The sequence below is a fragment of the Diaphorobacter sp. HDW4B genome (assembly GCF_011305535.1).
Lineage (GTDB): Bacteria > Pseudomonadota > Gammaproteobacteria > Burkholderiales > Burkholderiaceae_C > Diaphorobacter_A.
The window spans coordinates 3,960,343-3,977,035 of the sequence record NZ_CP049905.1 but is presented as its reverse complement, the minus strand read 5'-3'; the positions used below and the strand labels follow the sequence as shown (position 1 = coordinate 3,977,035).

The following is a 16,693-nucleotide window of genomic DNA, read 5'->3' as shown; positions in this document are numbered from 1 at the left end:
CACGCGGGCCGCATGTCACTTTTGCGAAAGTTGCTGCCGTGGCTGCTGCTTGCGCTGTGGGGCATGCCCGTGCTGGCAAAAGCTCCGCGAGACCTGTGCACGTACAACGTTCTGTCCACACTGGCGGCCAAGGCCACCATTCCCCATGACGCTCGCCCCACCGAAGGCTGGGTGCCGGTTCAACTTCCCGACTTCTGGAACCAGCGCTGGCCGGAACATACCGGCACGGTCTGGTACCGCATCGACTGGGAGCGGCAGTGCCCAAGCGACAGTGATGCGGCTCAGGAACCCGTCGGCATCGGCTTTCCGCGCATCTTCATGGCGGGCGAGTTCCACCTCAATGACAACCTGCTCTGGCGCGACGCCTCGCTCACCGACCCCATCACGCATGGCTGGAACACGCCGCATTGGTGGGCAGTCCCCGCATCGGCGCTGAAGCCCGGCATCAACACCGTCTGGGTGCGCGTGGTCGGCCTGGCCGAGCTGACACCGGGTCTTGACGTCATGCAACTCGGCGCCGTCGAAGCCATGCGCCGGCAATACGACGAACTCGATTGGCGACGAGGCACTGCGTTTCTGATGTCCAACGCGTTGTCCGCAGCGCTGGGTTGCATCTTCCTCGTGATCTGGCTGATGCGCCGAGGCGAACACATCTATGGCTGGTTCGCGCTGATGTCCTTCGCATGGTCGTTCTACCTGAGCACCGTTCTCGCGTCAGCACCGTGGCCCATCTGGCCGATCCTCGTGCACGGCACCGAGACATTCGAAAGCTCGATCCGCATGGCGCGCCTGAACCTTGTGGCGGTGCTGCTGTACATCGTGCTGTTCAACATCTTCAGCTTCCGCTTCACCGGACAACGCCTGCCGCGCGTCGAGCGCCTGCTGTGGTGCATGAGTGCACTCTCGGCCCTCGTCATCGTGCTGGTCCCCCGGGCTTATTGGGATGCGACCTCCAAACTGTTCGCGATGACCTGCGCATTGATCTTCTTTGGCACCTGTCTCCAGATCCAATGGCATGCATGGCGCAGCAGGCAGACCAAGAACATTCTCACCGCCTTGTACTGGGCCATCTACCTGATCGTCGGCATACACGACTCGAGGTATGCATTCCAGATAGAAGCCGAGCAGGAGGCCTGGGTGCCGTTCACGATTTTTCTCACCACGGCCCTGATCGCGTTGATGCTGGGCGGGCGTCTGGCCGCCAGCATGCGCAAGGTCGAACAGTTCAATGCCGAACTCGAACAACGCGTGGACGATGCCCGAAACGAACTGGCCCACGCGCTGGAACGCGAACACTCGCAAAAGCTCGAACGCACCCGTCTGCAGGAGCGCGTGCAGCTTGCCCATGACCTGCACGACAGCCTGGGCGGCAGTCTCGTGCGCAGCATCGCAGTGGTCGAACGCGCCCAACGCAGCCAACAGCCGCTAGCCCACGAGCGCATGCTGTCGCTCCTGAAAATGCTGCGCGACGACCTGCGGCAGATGATCGACTACGGCTCCAGCGTCGGAGCCACCGTACCGGAGACGCCCGAACTCTGGATGGCCCCGCTGCGCTATCGCTTCACCCGCATTCTTGACGAGCTGACCATCGCCTGGGAATGGCACAGCGACCCCGTCTGGCACAGCACCGAGATACGCCCCAGCGCCCTGCAATGCCTCGGCCTCTCGCGCATTCTGGAAGAGGCACTGACCAACGCCATCAAGCACAGCCGCGCATCCACCATCCGCGTGTGGTGCCACCAGACCGGGCCGCACCTCATGGTCCTTCAGATCGAAGACGACGGCGCAGGCTTCGACGTTTCCGCCGCGCAGGATTCCAGCGGCCTCGGTGTCGGCATGCGCAGCATGGCCGAACGCGCCCGCCGCATCGGCGGCAGCCTGTCCATCGAATCCAGCCCCGGCCACGGAACCGTCGTGCGCGTGGACCTGCCGCTTCAATGCCAGAATGCGATGTTCACCAACCCAGTCAACAAGGAAGACAGAACATCATGATCCTGGAAGTCGTCGACATCCGCATCCAGCCCGGCCAGCAAGCCGCTTTTGAAGAAGCCATCACACGCGGCGTCACCACCGTGATCGCCAAGGCCAAAGGCTACCAAGGCCACACCATCAAGCACTCGATCGAAACGCCAGAGCGCTATCTGCTGCAGATCCAATGGGAAACGCTGGAAAACCACACAGTCGATTTCCGAGGATCGCCAGCGTTTGGTGAGTGGCGTGCGATTGTGGGGCCGTTCTTTGCTGCGCCGCCTGTGGTGGAGCACTTCATGGCCGTGGCTTGAACTTCAGGTTTTGATTTTCGAGAAGGGCTGGCCGGGAGTGCTCCCCGTCAGCCACTTCTCATGACCATGCACGCTTGAGCAGCGTCGTCGCTTATTGCACCTCGGCGACCGGTGCAACCGCAGGCCTGAACAGCGCCGCCACCTTGCGCTTGGACTTGATGTTGGCCGACACGCCACGCACAGGTTGGACCTTGGCGGCTTCCCAGCTGGCAGGTTCGGACTTGGCTGCGCCTTCCTCGTAAGGCTTGTCGAAGAACGGGTCCTTGGACACCGGAGCGCGGCGGTAGCTGTCGCGATCACGATCGCGGCCATGGCTGTGGCCTTCGCTGCGGTAGCCGCGCGAGGATGAGGACGACGAACCGGAGGACGACGAAGACGATGGACGCGAGTCACCCTCTTCACCACCCCAGGCGCGACGGCCGTCGTTGAAGCGGCCACGTGGGCGCTCGTCATCGAGCTCCAGCGCTTCCACTTCGATCTTTTTCTTGATGAGCTTTTCGATGTCGGTCACCAAGCGGGTGTCGTGCGATGTCACCAGCGTCACGGCGATGCCGGATGCGCCGGCGCGGCCCGTGCGGCCGATACGGTGCACGTAGTCTTCGGCGTTGAACGGCACGTCGAAGTTGAACACGGCAGGCACATCCTTGATGTCCAGACCGCGCGCGGCCACGTCGGTGCAGCACAGCAGATTCACTTCGCCGCTCTTGAAGGCTTCGAGGGCCTTCAGGCGTTCGTCCTGGCTCTTGTCGCCGTGCAGGGCTGCGGCCTTGAGGCCGTCGCGCTCGAGAGCACGGGTCAGACGCGCACAACCGAGCTTGCTGTTCACGAAGATGAACGCCTGGTTGATGTTGCGGTCCTTGAGCACCTGCTTGATGGCGCGGCGCTTGTCGTCGTCGGTGGACGAGTAGAAGCGCTGCTCCACCGTGGAAGCCGTCTCGTTCGGACGGGCCACTTCGATGGTGATCGGGTTCTGCAGATAGCTGCTTGCCAGACGCTTGATTTCCGGCGAGAACGTGGCCGAGAACAGCAGCGTGGTGCGGGTCTTGGGAAGGTGCGACAGGATGCGCTGCAGATCGGGCAGAAAGCCGATGTCGAGCATGCGGTCCGCTTCGTCGAGCACCACGTATTCGACCTGGTTGAGCACCACGTTCTTGGCTTCGATGTGGTCCAGCAGACGGCCTGGCGTTGCCACCAGCACCTCGACGCCCTTCTTGAGCTCGAGGGTCTGAGGCTTCATGTCCATGCCGCCGAAGACCACGGTGCTGCGCAGCTTGGTGTACTTGGCGTACATCGCAATCTGCTGCGCCACCTGATCGGCCAGCTCGCGGGTAGGCAGAAGCACCAGCGCACGCACCGGGTGGCGGGCCGGAGAAACCGAGCTGGTTTCATGCTTCATGAGACGCTGGAGCAGCGGCAGCGAGAAAGCTGCCGTCTTGCCGGTGCCGGTCTGGGCGGCACCCATCACGTCCTGCCCCGCCAGGACGACAGGGATCGCCTGCTCCTGAATGGGCGTCATGAACTCGTAACCCATGTCGGCTACGGCACGCTTGAGCGGTTCTGCAAGCGCGAGGGAAGAATAGGCTTGTGTCATTAAGCCTCTATTGTCGCACTTTGGCGCAAATCACGGGTTTTCCACATGCCAAGCCCTGCCAATTCTCTGGCAAGAGGCCTGTGGAACACCTGTTTTTCGCATCCAAAGTCACGATCACAAGGACTGTGTGTTGAAGGTATCGCAAGACTGGACGCTGCCCGTCTTGAGGCCGGTGGTGAACCAGCGCACGCGTTGCGCGCTGGAGCCATGGGTGAACCCGTCAGGACGGACCGTGCCCGTCTGCTCGCGCTGCAGCTTGTCGTCGCCGATCGATTGGGCCGCGTTGATGGCCGACTCGATGTCGCTCTGATCCAGCCAGTTCTTGGCCTGCTGCGAATGATTGGCCCAGATGCCTGCGTAGCAGTCAGCTTGCAGCTCCAGACGCACGGACAGCGCATTCTGATCGCGCTGGCTCACGCGGCCGCGCATGCTGTCGACCTTTTCGGTCGTGCCCAGCAGGGTCTGCACATGGTGGCCGACTTCGTGAGCGACCACGTAGGCACGGGCGAATTCACCGGGAGCGCCGAGCTGGCGGCTCATGGTGTCGAAAAAGCCCATGTCGAGATACACCTTCTGGTCACCCGGGCAGTAGAACGGGCCCATGGCCGACTGGCCGGTACCGCAGGCGGTCGGCACCGCGCCACGGAACAGCACCAGCTTGGGTTCACGGTACTGCGCACCGCCCTGCTGGAAAATCTTGGTCCAGACGTCCTCGGTCGAAGCCAGCACGGTGGAGACGAACTTCGCCCCCTGATCACTCGACGGAGGTGCCTTGGCCGGACCTTGCTGCTGCTGGACCTGTGGCTGACCACCACCCGACAACATGCCGATGGTCGCCAGCGGATTAATGCCGAAAACGCCCCAGCCGATCAGGGCGATCACCACCGTGCCAATGCCGATGGAGCGGCCACCGATCATGCCGCCGCCTCCACCACCGCCACCATCGCGACGGTCTTCCACATTGCTCGATTCGCGGTTGCCTTCCCATCTCATTGTCGTATCTCCGGTTTGAACTGCGCGCACTGTCGCGGGTGCAGGATGTTACGCCGAGAAAGCCCGACGCGCCCGGCAAATAGCCGCAGCATCAAGAAAACGCCAATCTCAGTACCGCAGTTGACAATATTTTGCGCCACCCCGCAGTAGGACATGCCCGCAAATCAAGGTTTCCGCAGCCGGAGCGAGCCCAGGCAGCGCAGCGGGCATACGAACACCCACCACAATGCCAAGACAGCCCCTCAGGCTAGGCGTGAAGCCGCAGATCAGTACTCTCGTACGGCAAGGCTTTCACAACGACGCATGAAGGGCAGTATTGACACCCCAAAACGACCAGCGAACCCAGAAAAAAGATCAGGCCTTGGGCAAGGTCACGCCGACTTGGCCTTGGTACTTGCCGCCTCGGTCTTTGTAGCTCACTTCGCAGACTTCATCGCTCTCGAAGAACAACACCTGCGCGCAGCCCTCGCCCGCATAGATGCGTGCTGGCAGCGGCGTCGTGTTGCTGAACTCCAGCGTCACATAGCCTTCCCACTCGGGCTCGAACGGCGTGACGTTCACGATGATGCCGCAGCGCGCATAGGTGCTCTTGCCGAGGCAGATCGTCAGCACATTGCGTGGAATGCGGAAATACTCCACCGTGCGGGCCAGCGCAAAACTGTTGGGCGGAATGATGCAGGAGTCGCCGTGGAAATCGACAAAGCTCTTTTCGTCGAAGTTCTTGGGATCGACCACCGTGCTGTGGATGTTGGTGAACACCTTGAATTCAGGCGCGCAGCGGATGTCGTAGCCGTAGCTGCTGGTGCCGTAGCTGATGATCTTGCGGCCATCCACCTGGCGGACCTGTCCGGGCTCGAACGGCTCGATCATGCCTTCTTGCTCAGCCATACGGCGGATCCACTTATCGCTCTTGATGGACATCCCAGTTTCTCCAGTCACAACGGTTTGCATGCAGTGTCGCCGCCGAACCGACGGCGTCGCACTACCAAAAAATATAGCGCATCGAATGCCCGAGGGGCGCGCCCAACCGGATATTTTCACCGCAAAAGCGTCCGTCGCTGACGACGCCCCCAATTGGCCGGACCAGCGACCCGTGCTTCAGGCAATCACCGTGCGCTCGATCAAGCGGTCGTCGCCCAGCACGATCATCGCAAACAGCAGCTCGTCCAGATTGCGCGCCTGCGAGGTACGGCGCGCGATCAGCGGCGTGGCCTGCGGGTTGAGCACCACAAAGTCGGCCTCGCAACCCGGCTGCAGATTGCCGACCACCCCATCAAGCCCCGCCGCCTTGGCAGCGCCCGCCGTGTGCTGCCACCACAGCGCCTGCGGCTTGAGTGACTGCCCCTGCTTGGCATGGCCTTCGCGCCCCACGTAGTACGCCGCCAGCATGGTGTGGAACGGGCTGAAGCTCGTGCCGCCGCCCACATCGCTGGCCAGGCCGTACTGGAAACCTGCCTCGTCAGCCTTCAGAAAATCGAAATACCCGCTCGACAAAAACAGATTGCTCGTCGGACTGACCGCCGCCGCTGTGCCGCGATCCCGCATCAGCGCGCGATCATGGTCGTCGAAATGGATGCAGTGCGCGTAGATCGCACGCTCGCGCATCAGGCCAAAATCGTCGTACACCGCAAGATAGCTGCGCGCGGCGGGAAACAGCTCACGCACCCAGCGGATCTCGTCCAGATTTTCAGCCACATGCGACTGGATCCACACATCGCGGTACTTGGCCGCCAGCTCGCCCGCACCGCGCAATTGCGCATCGGTGCTGGTCGGTGCAAAACGCGGCGTGATCGCGTAGCCCAGCCGGTCTTTGCCGTGCCAACGGTTGATCAGCGTTTCGGTGTCGATCAGCGACTGCTCTGTCTCGTCGCGCACGCCATCGGGAGAATGCCGATCCTGCAGCACCTTGCCCGCAATGATGCGCATGCGGCGCGCCTGCGCCTCGGTCATCAGCGCATCGACGGAACCGGGATGCGAAGTGCAGAAAGTCACCGCCGTGGTCACGCCATTGCGCAGCAGTTCATCGACAAAGAACTTCGCCACATCGCCCGCATAGGCAGGATCGGAAAAGCGCGACTCGTGCGGAAAGGTGTAGTTTTCCAGCCAGGGCAGCAGACCGTCCGCCGGGGAGCCGATCACGTCGGTCTGCGGGTAGTGGATGTGCAGGTCGACGAAGCCCGGCGCGATGATGCGGCCTGGGAGATGGGTGATGGGCTCACCCTGACCTGCGTATTGGGCGCTCAGCGCGCTCCAGCTTCCGGCGGCCACCACACGCTGCACGCCGGTGGGGTCGGCTTGCGTTGCCAGCAGGGCGTCTTCTTCGTAGATGGCCTTGCCGGTGGAGGCGTCGAAGCGCAGGAGGGCGGAGCGGTAGATGGGCATGGGCGGAGCTTACGGGCTTGGGGGTGCGGGCGACATGTTTGTGCGCGCATAGTGTTCATAAGAAAGCGGTATTTTCGCTGTTCTGTTTTTGGGCGCTGCTTGGGGGCTGGCTATGTTGCTGGCGGCGGGTGCCGGGACTGCCCCCGGCTGGGCAGTAACTTTTTGCTTGCGCCAAAAAGTCACCAAAAATCGCTTTGAAGTCATCCGGCAGAACTCGACTTCGCGCCGTAGGCGCTTCGCTCGGACAACCGCCGGAAGTCAGTTTGGAAGAGGTGTGATTCGGCACTTCGCGTTGCTCGTGGCCGAATGCAAAAAAGGCCGCGTGCGGCCTTTTTTGCTGTTGATGGTTCTGGGGTCCTGGAGTTATGGCGCCGTCGGCGCTCCGCCCTCGTACCAGCGTTTGAACATGTCGCGCTCGGCGTCGGTCAGGCCTGCGGGGTTGCCGAAGGGCATTTTTTTGAGTTGCACGACCTGGGTGTAGATCTGTTGCGCGTGGCTCTTCACTTCTTCCGGGGAGTCGAAGGAGATGTTCTTCTGTGCGATGGTCTTGGCGCTGTGGCAGACCACACAGGCTTTTTCCATCACGCCGTGCACTTCGTTGTAGGTGGGCACACCGGCTGCTGCGGCGACGGGTGCCGTGCCGCCTGCGGCTGCTGGAGCGCTGGTCGCAGCAGGTGCTGCGACGGCGGCCTTGGGTGCAGGCTTGAGCCACGCGGCCACGCCGATGATGACGAGGATGCCGACCACCGCGTAAGGCCAAGGGTGGCTGTTGCGACCGAGCTTGAAGCCGTGGCGCAGCACGAAGAATTGGCGGATGGCTGCGCCTGCGAACATCATCAGAATCAGCACGAGCCAGTTCAGATCGTGGTTGTAGAGCCAGCCGTAGTGGTTCGACAGCATGGCGAACAGCACGGGCAGCGTGAAGTAGGTGTTGTGCACCGAGCGCTGCTTGCCGCGCTTGCCGTGGATCGGATCGACGGGGCGACCGGCCTTCAAATCGGCCACGACGGTGCGCTGACCGGGGATGATCCAGAAGAACACGTTGGCGCTCATCGAGGTCGCGAGCATCGCGCCCATCAGCAGGAAAGCGGCTTGGCCGGGGAAGATGTGGCAGGCGAGGAAGGCGGCGATGCAGACCAGCACCAGCACCATGGCGCCCACAATGCCGTCGCCGTTTTTCTTCTGGCCGAACACGCGGCAGATGCCGTCGTACAGCAGCCAGAACACCACGAGGAACGCCAGCGCCGCCATGATGGCCATGCTGGAGGACATGGGGTTGGGGCTGGCCGGGTTGACCAGATAGATGTTCGCGTTCCAGAGGTAGGACACCGTCAGCAGCGCAAAGCCCGACAGCCATGTCGTGTAGCTTTCCCAGTAGAACCAGTGCAGGTGGTCCGGCAGCTTGGGCGGCGAGACGTTGAACTTGACCGGGTGATAGAAGCCCCCGCCGTGCACGGCCCAGAGCTCGCCCGAGACGCCATCGCGCTTCAGGCTTTCATCGACCGGCGGCGTGAGGCTGCTGTCGAGAAAAACGAAATAGAACGAGGAGCCGACCCAGGCAATGGCGGTAATGACGTGGAGCCAGCGCAACAGCAGGTTGGCCCAGTCGAGAATGTAGCTTTCCATAGCTCTCAACCTTACCTGCTCACCACTGCGGGCGCTCTGAGCAGAAAATTCTGGCCGCGCACCTTGGTTTGTTCTGGACTGAACCAGACACCTGGGCACCGCTGCGACCGACTTTTGCAGACACAAAGTGTATACAAAACCAACACCAACCGCCATGCACAAGACATAGGAATTACCCTTGCTCACCCCAAAATCTCATGCACTCATTGCGGACTGGCATAGACAGACTGCAACAACTGTGCCGCGACAGCGACCGCAATCACCTCGGGCTCCTTGCCTGTGATCCCTGGCACGCCGATCGGGCAGGTGATGTGCGCGATCTCGTGCTCATCAAACCCGCGCTGACGCAGCCGACTCGTGAACACCGCCCGCTTGGTCGCACTGCCGATCAACCCCACAAACGGCAGATCGCCCTGCTCGCGCTGCCGCTTGAGACAGGCCGCAACGATGTTCAGATCCTCCGCATGGCTGAAGCTCATGATGAGCACCCGCGCGCCGGAAGGCAGATCACGCACGGCGGCCTCGACTGGATCGGAATGCTCGCAGCGCACCTGAATCGGCACCTCGTCGGGAAACACGCTGTCGCGGCTGTCGATCCACTGCACCGCAAACGGCAGCGGCGCGAGCGCATTCACGATTGCCGCGCCCACATGCCCGCCACCGAACAAGGCGAGCGGATGCAGCGATGGCATCAACCGTTTCTGCAGCGCCTGCGCATGCTCGGCGCGCACCAACTCAAAGCGCAGATGCACCAACCCGCCACAGCACTGCCCCAAGCTGGGCCCCAACGCCCAACGCCGCACCATGCCTTCTTCATCAGGCAGTTCATCCGCAGCTTCAGGCAAGACAAGCAAGTTGCGCGCGATCTGAATCGCCTCCAACTCCAGATGCCCGCCACCAATCGTTCCAACGACATGACCGAGCGCACCACCTGAGCCAGGCAGCACCGCCATCCACGCCCCCGCCTCACGCGGCACCGAGCCTTGGGTAGACTCCACCGACACCAGACACGCAGGCGCGTCCACTTGCAGGGCTTTGATCAGGCGTTGCACAAGCGCTGGCACACAAACCTTTCTTGGAATGGCAATAACAAAGACGTCGGGCAAGCATAACCAGCGAACGCGCACATGGCAGAGACTTTGAAAAGAAAATTCCTAGCGACAGGCGGCCCCGGCTCGCAGCGTCTTGCATGGCTCCTGATCCTCGGCGCAATCATCGCGGCGGCAGCGTATTTCCAATACAAGGAAACATCGAAGCCCGCCACACAGAAAACAGTCCCGCCCGGCCCGCCCATCCACTCCGCTGCAACAACGCCAGCAGCACCAGTCCCGCAGAAGCCAGCATCGCAAGCGACACCTCAGGCAACACCCAAACCCGCGCAACCCAAGCCCAAACCAGCCCCCGCACCGGCCCAACCCAAGCCACCCGAAAAGATATCGAACGCGACTACCCCCAAGGCCTACCGCAAGGACGCCGCGCAGCACCTCTACGAAAAGAACGCATCGCGCATCTACAAAGGCAAGCTGCAGCCCTTGCTCTACGCCATCGGCGTGCTGCAAGTCAGCATCGACAAGAACGGAAAAGTACGAAGCCTGCACTGGATGCGCGCCCCAAGACACGCACCAGAAGTCATCCGAGAAATCGAACGCACCGTCCGCGCCGCAGCCCCCTACCCCGCCCCAACAAAAATGAACGGCGTTGTCTACACAGACACATGGCTATGGGACAAATCAGGCAAATTCCAACTGGACACGCTGACCGAAGGCCAGCTGTAACAAGCATCTCGCGCAGTCGCGAGATACCCCGACACGAGCGAAGCGAAGTGCCGAGCCTTCCTCTTATGAAAATTCTGACTCGCGGCGGTTGCCCGAACGGAGCGCCTACGGCGTGAAGCTGAGTTCTGCCGCGTGTCCCCGAATTCAAAGCGTTTTTTGGTGACTTTTTGGCGCAAGCAAAAAGTTACTCGCCCGCCGGGGCGAGACCCGGCCCCCGCCCTCAACCAAGAAGCAGAATCAAAAAATCACGACCCCCGATAAGTAGAGTAACTCCAAGGACTAACGAGCAGAGGCACGTGGTAATGCTGATCCACATGCGCCACCCCAAAATCCAAACTCACCTTGTTCAAAAAATTAGGCTCAGGCAAAGCAACGCCAAGCGCAGAAAAATAACCAGCCACATCGAACGTCAACCGATAAGTCCCCACCTTCAACGTGGAGTTATCGAACAAAGGCGCATCCGTACGCCCGTCATGGTTCAACACCAGACTCTTCACCAAGGTAGCCTGACCGCCACCATCGGTAGTGGTAGCGAACAGCTCCACCTTCATGCCCGCAGCCGGGCAGCCATTCATCGTGTCGAGAACGTGAGTACTCAGGCCCATTGGGATAACTCCTTAAACGTTGGATGGATACGACTATATCTCTGTCGACCAAAAGTGTATACAATTTTTGTGAACTTGAAGACTAAGTGAATATCCCAAATGGAATCTTCCGCAACCAGCACCATCGCCGAATCGCTCACACGCGCCATCGTCGAGCACAAGCTCCTGCCGGGCACCAAGCTGGGCGAGCAGAAGCTGGCCGATCACTTCGGCGTCTCGCGCACGCTTGTGCGACAGGCGTTGTTCCAGTTGTCGCAAAACCGTCTGGTGACGCTGGAGCCCGCGCGCGGCGCGTTCGTCTCCACGCCGTCGGTCGAAGAGGCCAAGCAGGTCTTCGCCGTGCGCCTGATGCTGGAGACCGCGATGACGCGCACCTTCGTGCAGCAGGTCACGCCCGCGCAGATCAAGGCGCTCAAGCAGCACATCACGGCCGAGAAAAAAGCCATGGACCGCAACGACGTCGGCCAGCGCACCGAGCTGCTGGGCGACTTCCACGTCGTGATGGCCGAGCTCATGGGCAACGGCGTGCTCGCGCAGATGCTGGGCGATCTGATCTCGCGCTGCGCGCTCATCACGCTCATGTACCAGAGCACGACTGCCGCCGAACACTCCCACGAGGAACACGAAGCCATCGTGCTCGCGCTGGCCAACAAGGATGAGGACACCGCCGTGCGCCTGATGCAGGAACACTTGTTGCATGTCGAGCAAGGCCTCACCTTTGACCGTGACATGCCCACCAGCGATCTGTCGATGGCCCTCTCCTCCGTCACGAACTAAGCCACCCAAGCACCCCATTCCGACATGACATACGACGCCTGCGCCAACTACCCTCGCGACCTGATCGGCTACGGCCGCAACACCCCGCATCCCGAATGGCCGAACAAGGCCCGCGTGGCCGTGCAGTTCGTGCTGAACTACGAAGAAGGCGGCGAAAACTGCGTGCTGCATGGCGATGCGGCAAGCGAGCAATTCCTGTCGGAAATGTTCAACCCGGCGGCCTATCCAGAACGCCACATGAGCATGGAAGGCATCTACGAATACGGCTCGCGTGCAGGTGTCTGGCGCTTGCTGCGCGAGTTTGAAAAACGCGGTCTGCCGCTCACCGTTTTCGGCGTGGCAACGGCGCTCAAGCGCTATCCCGAAGTCGCTCAGGCGTTCGACGAACTGGGCCACGAAGTCGCCTGCCATGGCCTCAAATGGATTCATTATCAGGGCGTGCCTGAAGAGGTCGAGCGCGCGCACATGGCGCAGTGCATGGAGATCTTTGGCGAGCTCTACGGCAAGAACAGCGACCACGGCTTGGGCTGGTACACCGGACGCGACAGCCCCAACACGCACCGCCTCGTCGCCGACAACGGCAGCTTCACTTACGACAGCGATTACTACGGTGACGACCTGCCTTTCTGGATGACGGTTCGCAAGACCGATGGCGGCAAGCACCAGCAACTGATCCTGCCCTACACGCTCGATGTGAACGACATGCGCTTCGCGCTGCCGCAAGGCTATTCGCATGCCGATCCGTTCTTCCAATACATGAAGGACACCTTCGATGTGCTCTACGCCGAAGGTGATCCCAACGGCGACAACGCGCCCAAGATGATGAGCATCGGCATGCACTGCCGACTGCTTGGCAAGCCCGGCCGCATCACGGCGCTGCAACGTTTTCTGGACCACATCCAGAAGCACGACAACGTGTGGGTGGCGCGCCGCATCGACATCGCACGCCACTGGGCCCAGCGCTTTCCCGCGCCCGCGCTCTGATGCACGAAACCACGAACTAGACAACAGGAGACCACGCCATGACGCTGACACTGGACCAGCTCAACCGAGCCGATGTGGCCGAGGCCACGCAATTGCTGGACGGCATTTACGAGCACTCGCCATGGATCGCCAAAGACGCCATGGGCCAGCGCCCATTCAAGTCGCTTGCGCACCTCAAGCATGCGATGGCGAACGTCGTGAACACATCGAGCGAACAGGCACAACTCGACCTGATCCGCGCCCACCCGGAGCTTGCCGGCAAAGCCATGGTCTCCAAGACGCTGACCGCCGAATCGACCAACGAACAAAGCAAGGCGGGCCTCACCGATTGCACGCCCGAAGAATTCGCGCGCATCCAGCAACTGAATGCGGACTACAACAAGCGCTTTAGTTTTCCGTTCATTCTGGCAGTGCGCGGCCCACGCGGCACGGGCCTGAACAAGCAGGAAATCATCGACACCTTCGCGCGTCGCTTGTTCAATCACCCTGACTTCGAACGTGCCGAAGCGCTGCGCAACATCCACCGCATCGCCGAGATTCGCCTCAACGACAAGTTCGGTTTCGAGCCCACGCTCGGCAATGAAGTGTGGGACTGGCAAGAGCGCCTGTCGCAGCACACCGATCCCGGCTACGCGGAGCTGAACCAACTCACCGTCACCTACCTCACCGACGCCCACCGCGCGTGTGCGCAACGCATCAGCCATTGGATGCGCGACTGTGGTTTCGACGAAGTGGAAATCGACGCGGTCGGCAACGTCGTGGGTCGCTACAAGCCTGCGCAAGACGACGGCAAATACCTGCTCACCGGCAGCCACTACGACACCGTGCGCAACGGCGGAAAGTACGACGGTCGCCTCGGCATCTTCGTGCCCATGGCCTGCGTTCGCGAGCTGCATCAGCAGAACAAGCGCCTGCCGTTCGGCATCGAAGTCGTGGCCTTTGCGGAAGAAGAAGGCCAGCGCTACAAGGCCACGTTCCTCGGCTCCGGCGCGTTGATCGGCGACTTTAAAAACGAATGGCTGGACCAGCAGGACGCGGACGGCATCACCATGCGCGACGCGATGAAGCACGCGGGTCTGTGCGTTGACGACATTCCCAAACTGCAACGCAATGCCGCCGATTACCTCGGCTTCATCGAAGTGCACATCGAACAAGGCCCAGTGCTCAACGAGCTGGACATTCCGCTCGGCGTGGTCACCTCGATCAACGGCAGCCAGCGCTATGTCTGCGAGATGATCGGCATGGCCAGCCACGCAGGCACCACACCCATGGACCGCCGCCGCGATGCAGCGGTTGGCGTAGCCGAACTGGCTCTCTATGTCGAACAGCGCGCCGCGCAGGATGGCGACAGCGTCGCCACCATCGGTCAGTTGAATGTGCCCAACGGTTCGATCAACGTCGTGCCCGGCCGCTGCCTGTTCAGCCTCGACATGCGCGCGCCCACCAATGCGCAGCGCGACGCGATGGTCAAAGACATCCTCGCCAAGCTCGACGAAATCGCCACGCGCCGTGGCCTGCACTACAAGGCCGATCAAACCATGAGCGCAGATGCGGCCCCCAGCGCGCCCGAGTGGCAAAAGCGCTGGGAAAACGCGGTGAATGCGCTCGGCGTTCCGCTGTTCCGCATGCCCAGCGGCGCGGGCCACGACGCGATGAAGATCCACGAAATCATGCCGCAGGCCATGCTGTTCACGCGCGGCCTGAATTCCGGCATCAGCCACAACCCGCTGGAGTCCACCACGTCCGACGACATGCAGCTCGCCGTGGATGCTTTCACCCACGTGCTCAACCAACTCGAATCCGAAGGCGTGAAGGCCTGAGCGCCTCTCAACCCATCAAAACGACAGCCAGACAAAAAAGGAAAAGCAATGACCCAAGATCGCCAGGCCACCTATGCCGCCATTGATGCGTGGATCGACCAGCATTTCGATGAGCAAGTGCGTTTTCTGCAGGCCCTCGTGCAAGTGCCCACCGACACACCACCGGGCAACAACGCACCGCACGCCGAGCGCACCGCCGAGCTGATCAAGGACTTTGGTTTCGACGCCGAAAAACACGTCGTCCCCGAACAGGAAGTGAAGGACTACGGCATGCAGTCCATCACCAACCTGATCGTGCGCCGCCCTTATGGCAACGGCGGCAAGACCATCGCCCTGAATGCACACGGCGACGTGGTGCCACCGGGCGAAGGATGGACGCAAGATCCCTACGGTGCCAACATCGTCGACGGCAGCATGTACGGCCGCGCTACGGCCGTGAGCAAGAGCGATTTCTCGACCTTCACTTTTGCGGTGCGCGCACTCGAAGCCGTCGCCAAACCCGCTAAGGGCAACGTCGAACTGCACTTCACGTATGACGAAGAATTCGGCGGCATCCTCGGCCCCGGCTGGCTGCTCGAAAAGGGTTTGACCAAGCCCGACCTGATGGTCGCCGCAGGCTTCAGCTACGAAGTCGTCACCGCCCACAACGGCTGCCTGCAGATGGAAGTCACCGTGCACGGCAAGATGGCCCACGCAGCCGTGCCGCACACCGGCGTCGACGCCCTGCAAGCGGCGACAGCCATCCTGAATGCGCTGTACGCCGAGAACGTGAAGTACAAGCAGGTCACATCCAAAGTCACGGGCATCAAGCACCCTTATGTGAACGTCGGCCAGATTCAGGGCGGCACCAACACCAACGTCATCCCCGGCAAGGTCGTGCTCAAGATCGACCGCCGCATGATCCCCGAAGAGAACCCAGCCGAAGTCGAAGCGACCATCCGCCAGGTGATGATCGACGCGATCGCCGCGTTCAACAAGGACCACGGCTTCGCAGGCGAAGACGCCGTGCGCCTCGACATCAAGCGCCTGCTGCTGGCCAACGCGATGACACCACTGGCAGGCAACAAACCGCTGGTCGATGCAATCCAGACGCATGGCGAAGCGGTGTTTGGCGAAAAGCCACCGGCTGTGGGGACGCCTCTGTATACCGACGTGCGTCTGTATGTGGAGCGTGGGATTCCCGGCGTGATCTACGGCGCGGGTCCACGGACTGTGCTGGAGTCGCATGCCAAGCGCTCGGATGAGCGGGTGGTGTTGGGAGACCTTCGTCGGGCTACTAAGGTCGTGGCTCGGTCGTTGGTGGATTTGTTGGCTTAATCCACTTTTCGCCTCCCCATTTTTGGGGAGGTTGAAGTGTGCTCTTCAAAATTCTGTTCGTAGTTTGATTTCCGATGCCGGGTGTTCGCCCCGGCGGGCGAGTAACTTTTCGCTGGCGCGCGAAAAGTCACCAAAAGCGCGCTTTTGAATACCCACGATAGAACTCACTGCGCGCCAAAGGCGCTCCGTTCGGGCAACTATCGTGAGTCAGATTTTTCATAAGAGGTGTGTCACGGCACTTCGCGTTGCTCGTGCTGCATCTCGCGACGTCGCGAGATGCCTGTGCATAAGCGCTGTGAAGAATTTGATGTGAGATTCGACTCGACGCGCGCGAAAACTAAGATCATTCCGTCGCGATGCTTGCGCCTCCGCTGCTGCATCGCAGAATGCAGCAGCCCCTCCCCAGCTTTTGGTCTGACTCACGATAGTTGCCCGAACGGCGCGCCTACGGCGCAAAGTGAGTTCTATCGTGTGACCCCGCATTCAAAGCGTTTTTTGGTGACTTTTTGGCGCAAGCAAAAAGTTACTCCGCCGCCGGGCG

At 61.4% G+C, this 16,693-nt stretch carries 14 protein-coding genes; 7 read left to right on the top strand and 7 right to left on the bottom strand.

What is annotated here, in order from left to right; genetic code table 11:
• The first annotated feature begins 12 nt into the window (after positions 1-12).
• The gene (locus G7048_RS18130; protein ID WP_166069489.1) at positions 13-1,992 is read left to right on the top strand and encodes an ATP-binding protein; all 1,980 of its coding nucleotides are present in this window, start codon (positions 13-15) and stop codon (positions 1,990-1,992) included.
• Entirely contained in the window at positions 1,989-2,282 is a 294-nt protein-coding gene (locus G7048_RS18125) for an antibiotic biosynthesis monooxygenase (protein WP_166069488.1), read from the top strand. Before G7048_RS18130 ends, G7048_RS18125 begins: the two co-directional genes overlap by 4 nt.
• 91 nt (positions 2,283-2,373) lie before the next feature.
• On the opposite strand, the gene G7048_RS18120 is transcribed toward G7048_RS18125, so the two are convergent.
• The 6 genes from G7048_RS18120 to xdhC form a co-directional block, all read right to left on the bottom strand.
• Positions 2,374-3,873: a DEAD/DEAH box helicase gene (locus G7048_RS18120; RefSeq protein ID WP_166069487.1), complete on the bottom strand. Its 1,500-nt coding sequence runs from the start codon at positions 3,871-3,873 to the stop codon at positions 2,374-2,376.
• 114 nt (positions 3,874-3,987) lie between these two features.
• On the bottom strand, positions 3,988-4,866 hold the full coding sequence (locus G7048_RS18115; protein WP_166069486.1) for a neutral zinc metallopeptidase: 879 nt from the start codon (positions 4,864-4,866) through the stop codon (positions 3,988-3,990).
• 354 nt (positions 4,867-5,220) lie between these two features.
• On the bottom strand, positions 5,221-5,787 hold the full coding sequence (dcd, locus tag G7048_RS18110) for a dCTP deaminase (RefSeq protein WP_166069485.1): 567 nt from the start codon (positions 5,785-5,787) through the stop codon (positions 5,221-5,223).
• Between the two features lie 177 nt (positions 5,788-5,964).
• The gene (gene guaD, locus G7048_RS18105) at positions 5,965-7,248 is read right to left on the bottom strand and encodes a guanine deaminase (RefSeq protein ID WP_166069484.1); all 1,284 of its coding nucleotides are present in this window, start codon (positions 7,246-7,248) and stop codon (positions 5,965-5,967) included.
• A gap of 363 nt (positions 7,249-7,611) precedes the next feature.
• On the bottom strand, positions 7,612-8,874 hold the full coding sequence (locus G7048_RS18100; protein WP_166069483.1) for a urate hydroxylase PuuD: 1,263 nt from the start codon (positions 8,872-8,874) through the stop codon (positions 7,612-7,614).
• 203 nt (positions 8,875-9,077) lie between these two features.
• On the bottom strand, positions 9,078-9,938 hold the full coding sequence (gene xdhC / locus G7048_RS18095; RefSeq protein ID WP_240933023.1) for a xanthine dehydrogenase accessory protein XdhC: 861 nt from the start codon (positions 9,936-9,938) through the stop codon (positions 9,078-9,080).
• Positions 9,939-10,166: 228 nt separating this feature from the next.
• Here xdhC and G7048_RS18090 point away from each other — a divergent pair, with 228 nt between their 5' ends.
• Positions 10,167-10,649 (top strand): hypothetical protein, encoded by a 483-nt coding sequence (locus G7048_RS18090; RefSeq protein ID WP_240933344.1) that lies wholly within the window; start codon positions 10,167-10,169, stop codon positions 10,647-10,649.
• 245 nt (positions 10,650-10,894) lie between these two features.
• Here G7048_RS18090 and uraH read toward each other — a convergent pair whose 3' ends face one another.
• Positions 10,895-11,254, bottom strand: coding sequence for a hydroxyisourate hydrolase (gene uraH / locus G7048_RS18085; protein ID WP_166069482.1), 360 nt, complete (start codon positions 11,252-11,254; stop codon positions 10,895-10,897).
• Between the two features lie 99 nt (positions 11,255-11,353).
• On the opposite strand from uraH, the gene G7048_RS18080 reads away from it, so the two are divergent.
• The 4 genes from G7048_RS18080 to G7048_RS18065 are packed head-to-tail and all read left to right on the top strand — an operon-like array spanning position 11,354 to position 16,152.
• Positions 11,354-12,031, top strand: a complete 678-nt coding sequence (locus G7048_RS18080) for a GntR family transcriptional regulator (RefSeq protein WP_166069481.1) — start codon at positions 11,354-11,356, stop codon at positions 12,029-12,031.
• 24 nt (positions 12,032-12,055) lie between these two features.
• The gene (puuE, locus tag G7048_RS18075) at positions 12,056-13,015 is read left to right on the top strand and encodes an allantoinase PuuE (RefSeq protein ID WP_166069478.1); all 960 of its coding nucleotides are present in this window, start codon (positions 12,056-12,058) and stop codon (positions 13,013-13,015) included.
• Positions 13,016-13,053: 38 nt separating this feature from the next.
• Positions 13,054-14,835, top strand: coding sequence for a 2-oxo-4-hydroxy-4-carboxy-5-ureidoimidazoline decarboxylase (uraD, locus tag G7048_RS18070; RefSeq protein ID WP_166069477.1), 1,782 nt, complete (start codon positions 13,054-13,056; stop codon positions 14,833-14,835).
• 48 nt (positions 14,836-14,883) lie between these two features.
• Positions 14,884-16,152 carry a M20/M25/M40 family metallo-hydrolase gene (locus G7048_RS18065; RefSeq protein ID WP_166069476.1) on the top strand — a complete coding sequence of 423 codons (1,269 nt, stop codon included), beginning with the start codon at positions 14,884-14,886 and terminating at the stop codon, positions 16,150-16,152.
• The last annotated feature ends 541 nt before the right edge of the window (positions 16,153-16,693 follow it).

Excerpts from the sequence above, each read along its gene's own strand:
- puuE (WP_166069478.1), top strand. The coding sequence starts at position 12,056 with ATGACATACGACGCCTGCGCCAACTACCCTCGCGACCTGATCGGCTAC.
- G7048_RS18100 (WP_166069483.1), bottom strand. The coding sequence starts at position 8,874 with ATGGAAAGCTACATTCTCGACTGGGCCAACCTGCTGTTGCGCTGGCTC.
- G7048_RS18065 (WP_166069476.1), top strand. The coding sequence starts at position 14,884 with ATGACCCAAGATCGCCAGGCCACCTATGCCGCCATTGATGCGTGGATC.
- G7048_RS18115 (WP_166069486.1), bottom strand. The coding sequence starts at position 4,866 with ATGAGATGGGAAGGCAACCGCGAATCGAGCAATGTGGAAGACCGTCGC.
- guaD (WP_166069484.1), bottom strand. The coding sequence starts at position 7,248 with ATGCCCATCTACCGCTCCGCCCTCCTGCGCTTCGACGCCTCCACCGGC.
- G7048_RS18080 (WP_166069481.1), top strand. The coding sequence starts at position 11,354 with ATGGAATCTTCCGCAACCAGCACCATCGCCGAATCGCTCACACGCGCC.
- dcd (WP_166069485.1), bottom strand. The coding sequence starts at position 5,787 with ATGTCCATCAAGAGCGATAAGTGGATCCGCCGTATGGCTGAGCAAGAA.
- G7048_RS18125 (WP_166069488.1), top strand. The coding sequence starts at position 1,989 with ATGATCCTGGAAGTCGTCGACATCCGCATCCAGCCCGGCCAGCAAGCC.
- G7048_RS18120 (WP_166069487.1), bottom strand. The coding sequence starts at position 3,873 with ATGACACAAGCCTATTCTTCCCTCGCGCTTGCAGAACCGCTCAAGCGT.
- uraD (WP_166069477.1), top strand. The coding sequence starts at position 13,054 with ATGACGCTGACACTGGACCAGCTCAACCGAGCCGATGTGGCCGAGGCC.
- uraH (WP_166069482.1), bottom strand. The coding sequence starts at position 11,254 with ATGGGCCTGAGTACTCACGTTCTCGACACGATGAATGGCTGCCCGGCT.
- G7048_RS18130 (WP_166069489.1), top strand. The coding sequence starts at position 13 with ATGTCACTTTTGCGAAAGTTGCTGCCGTGGCTGCTGCTTGCGCTGTGG.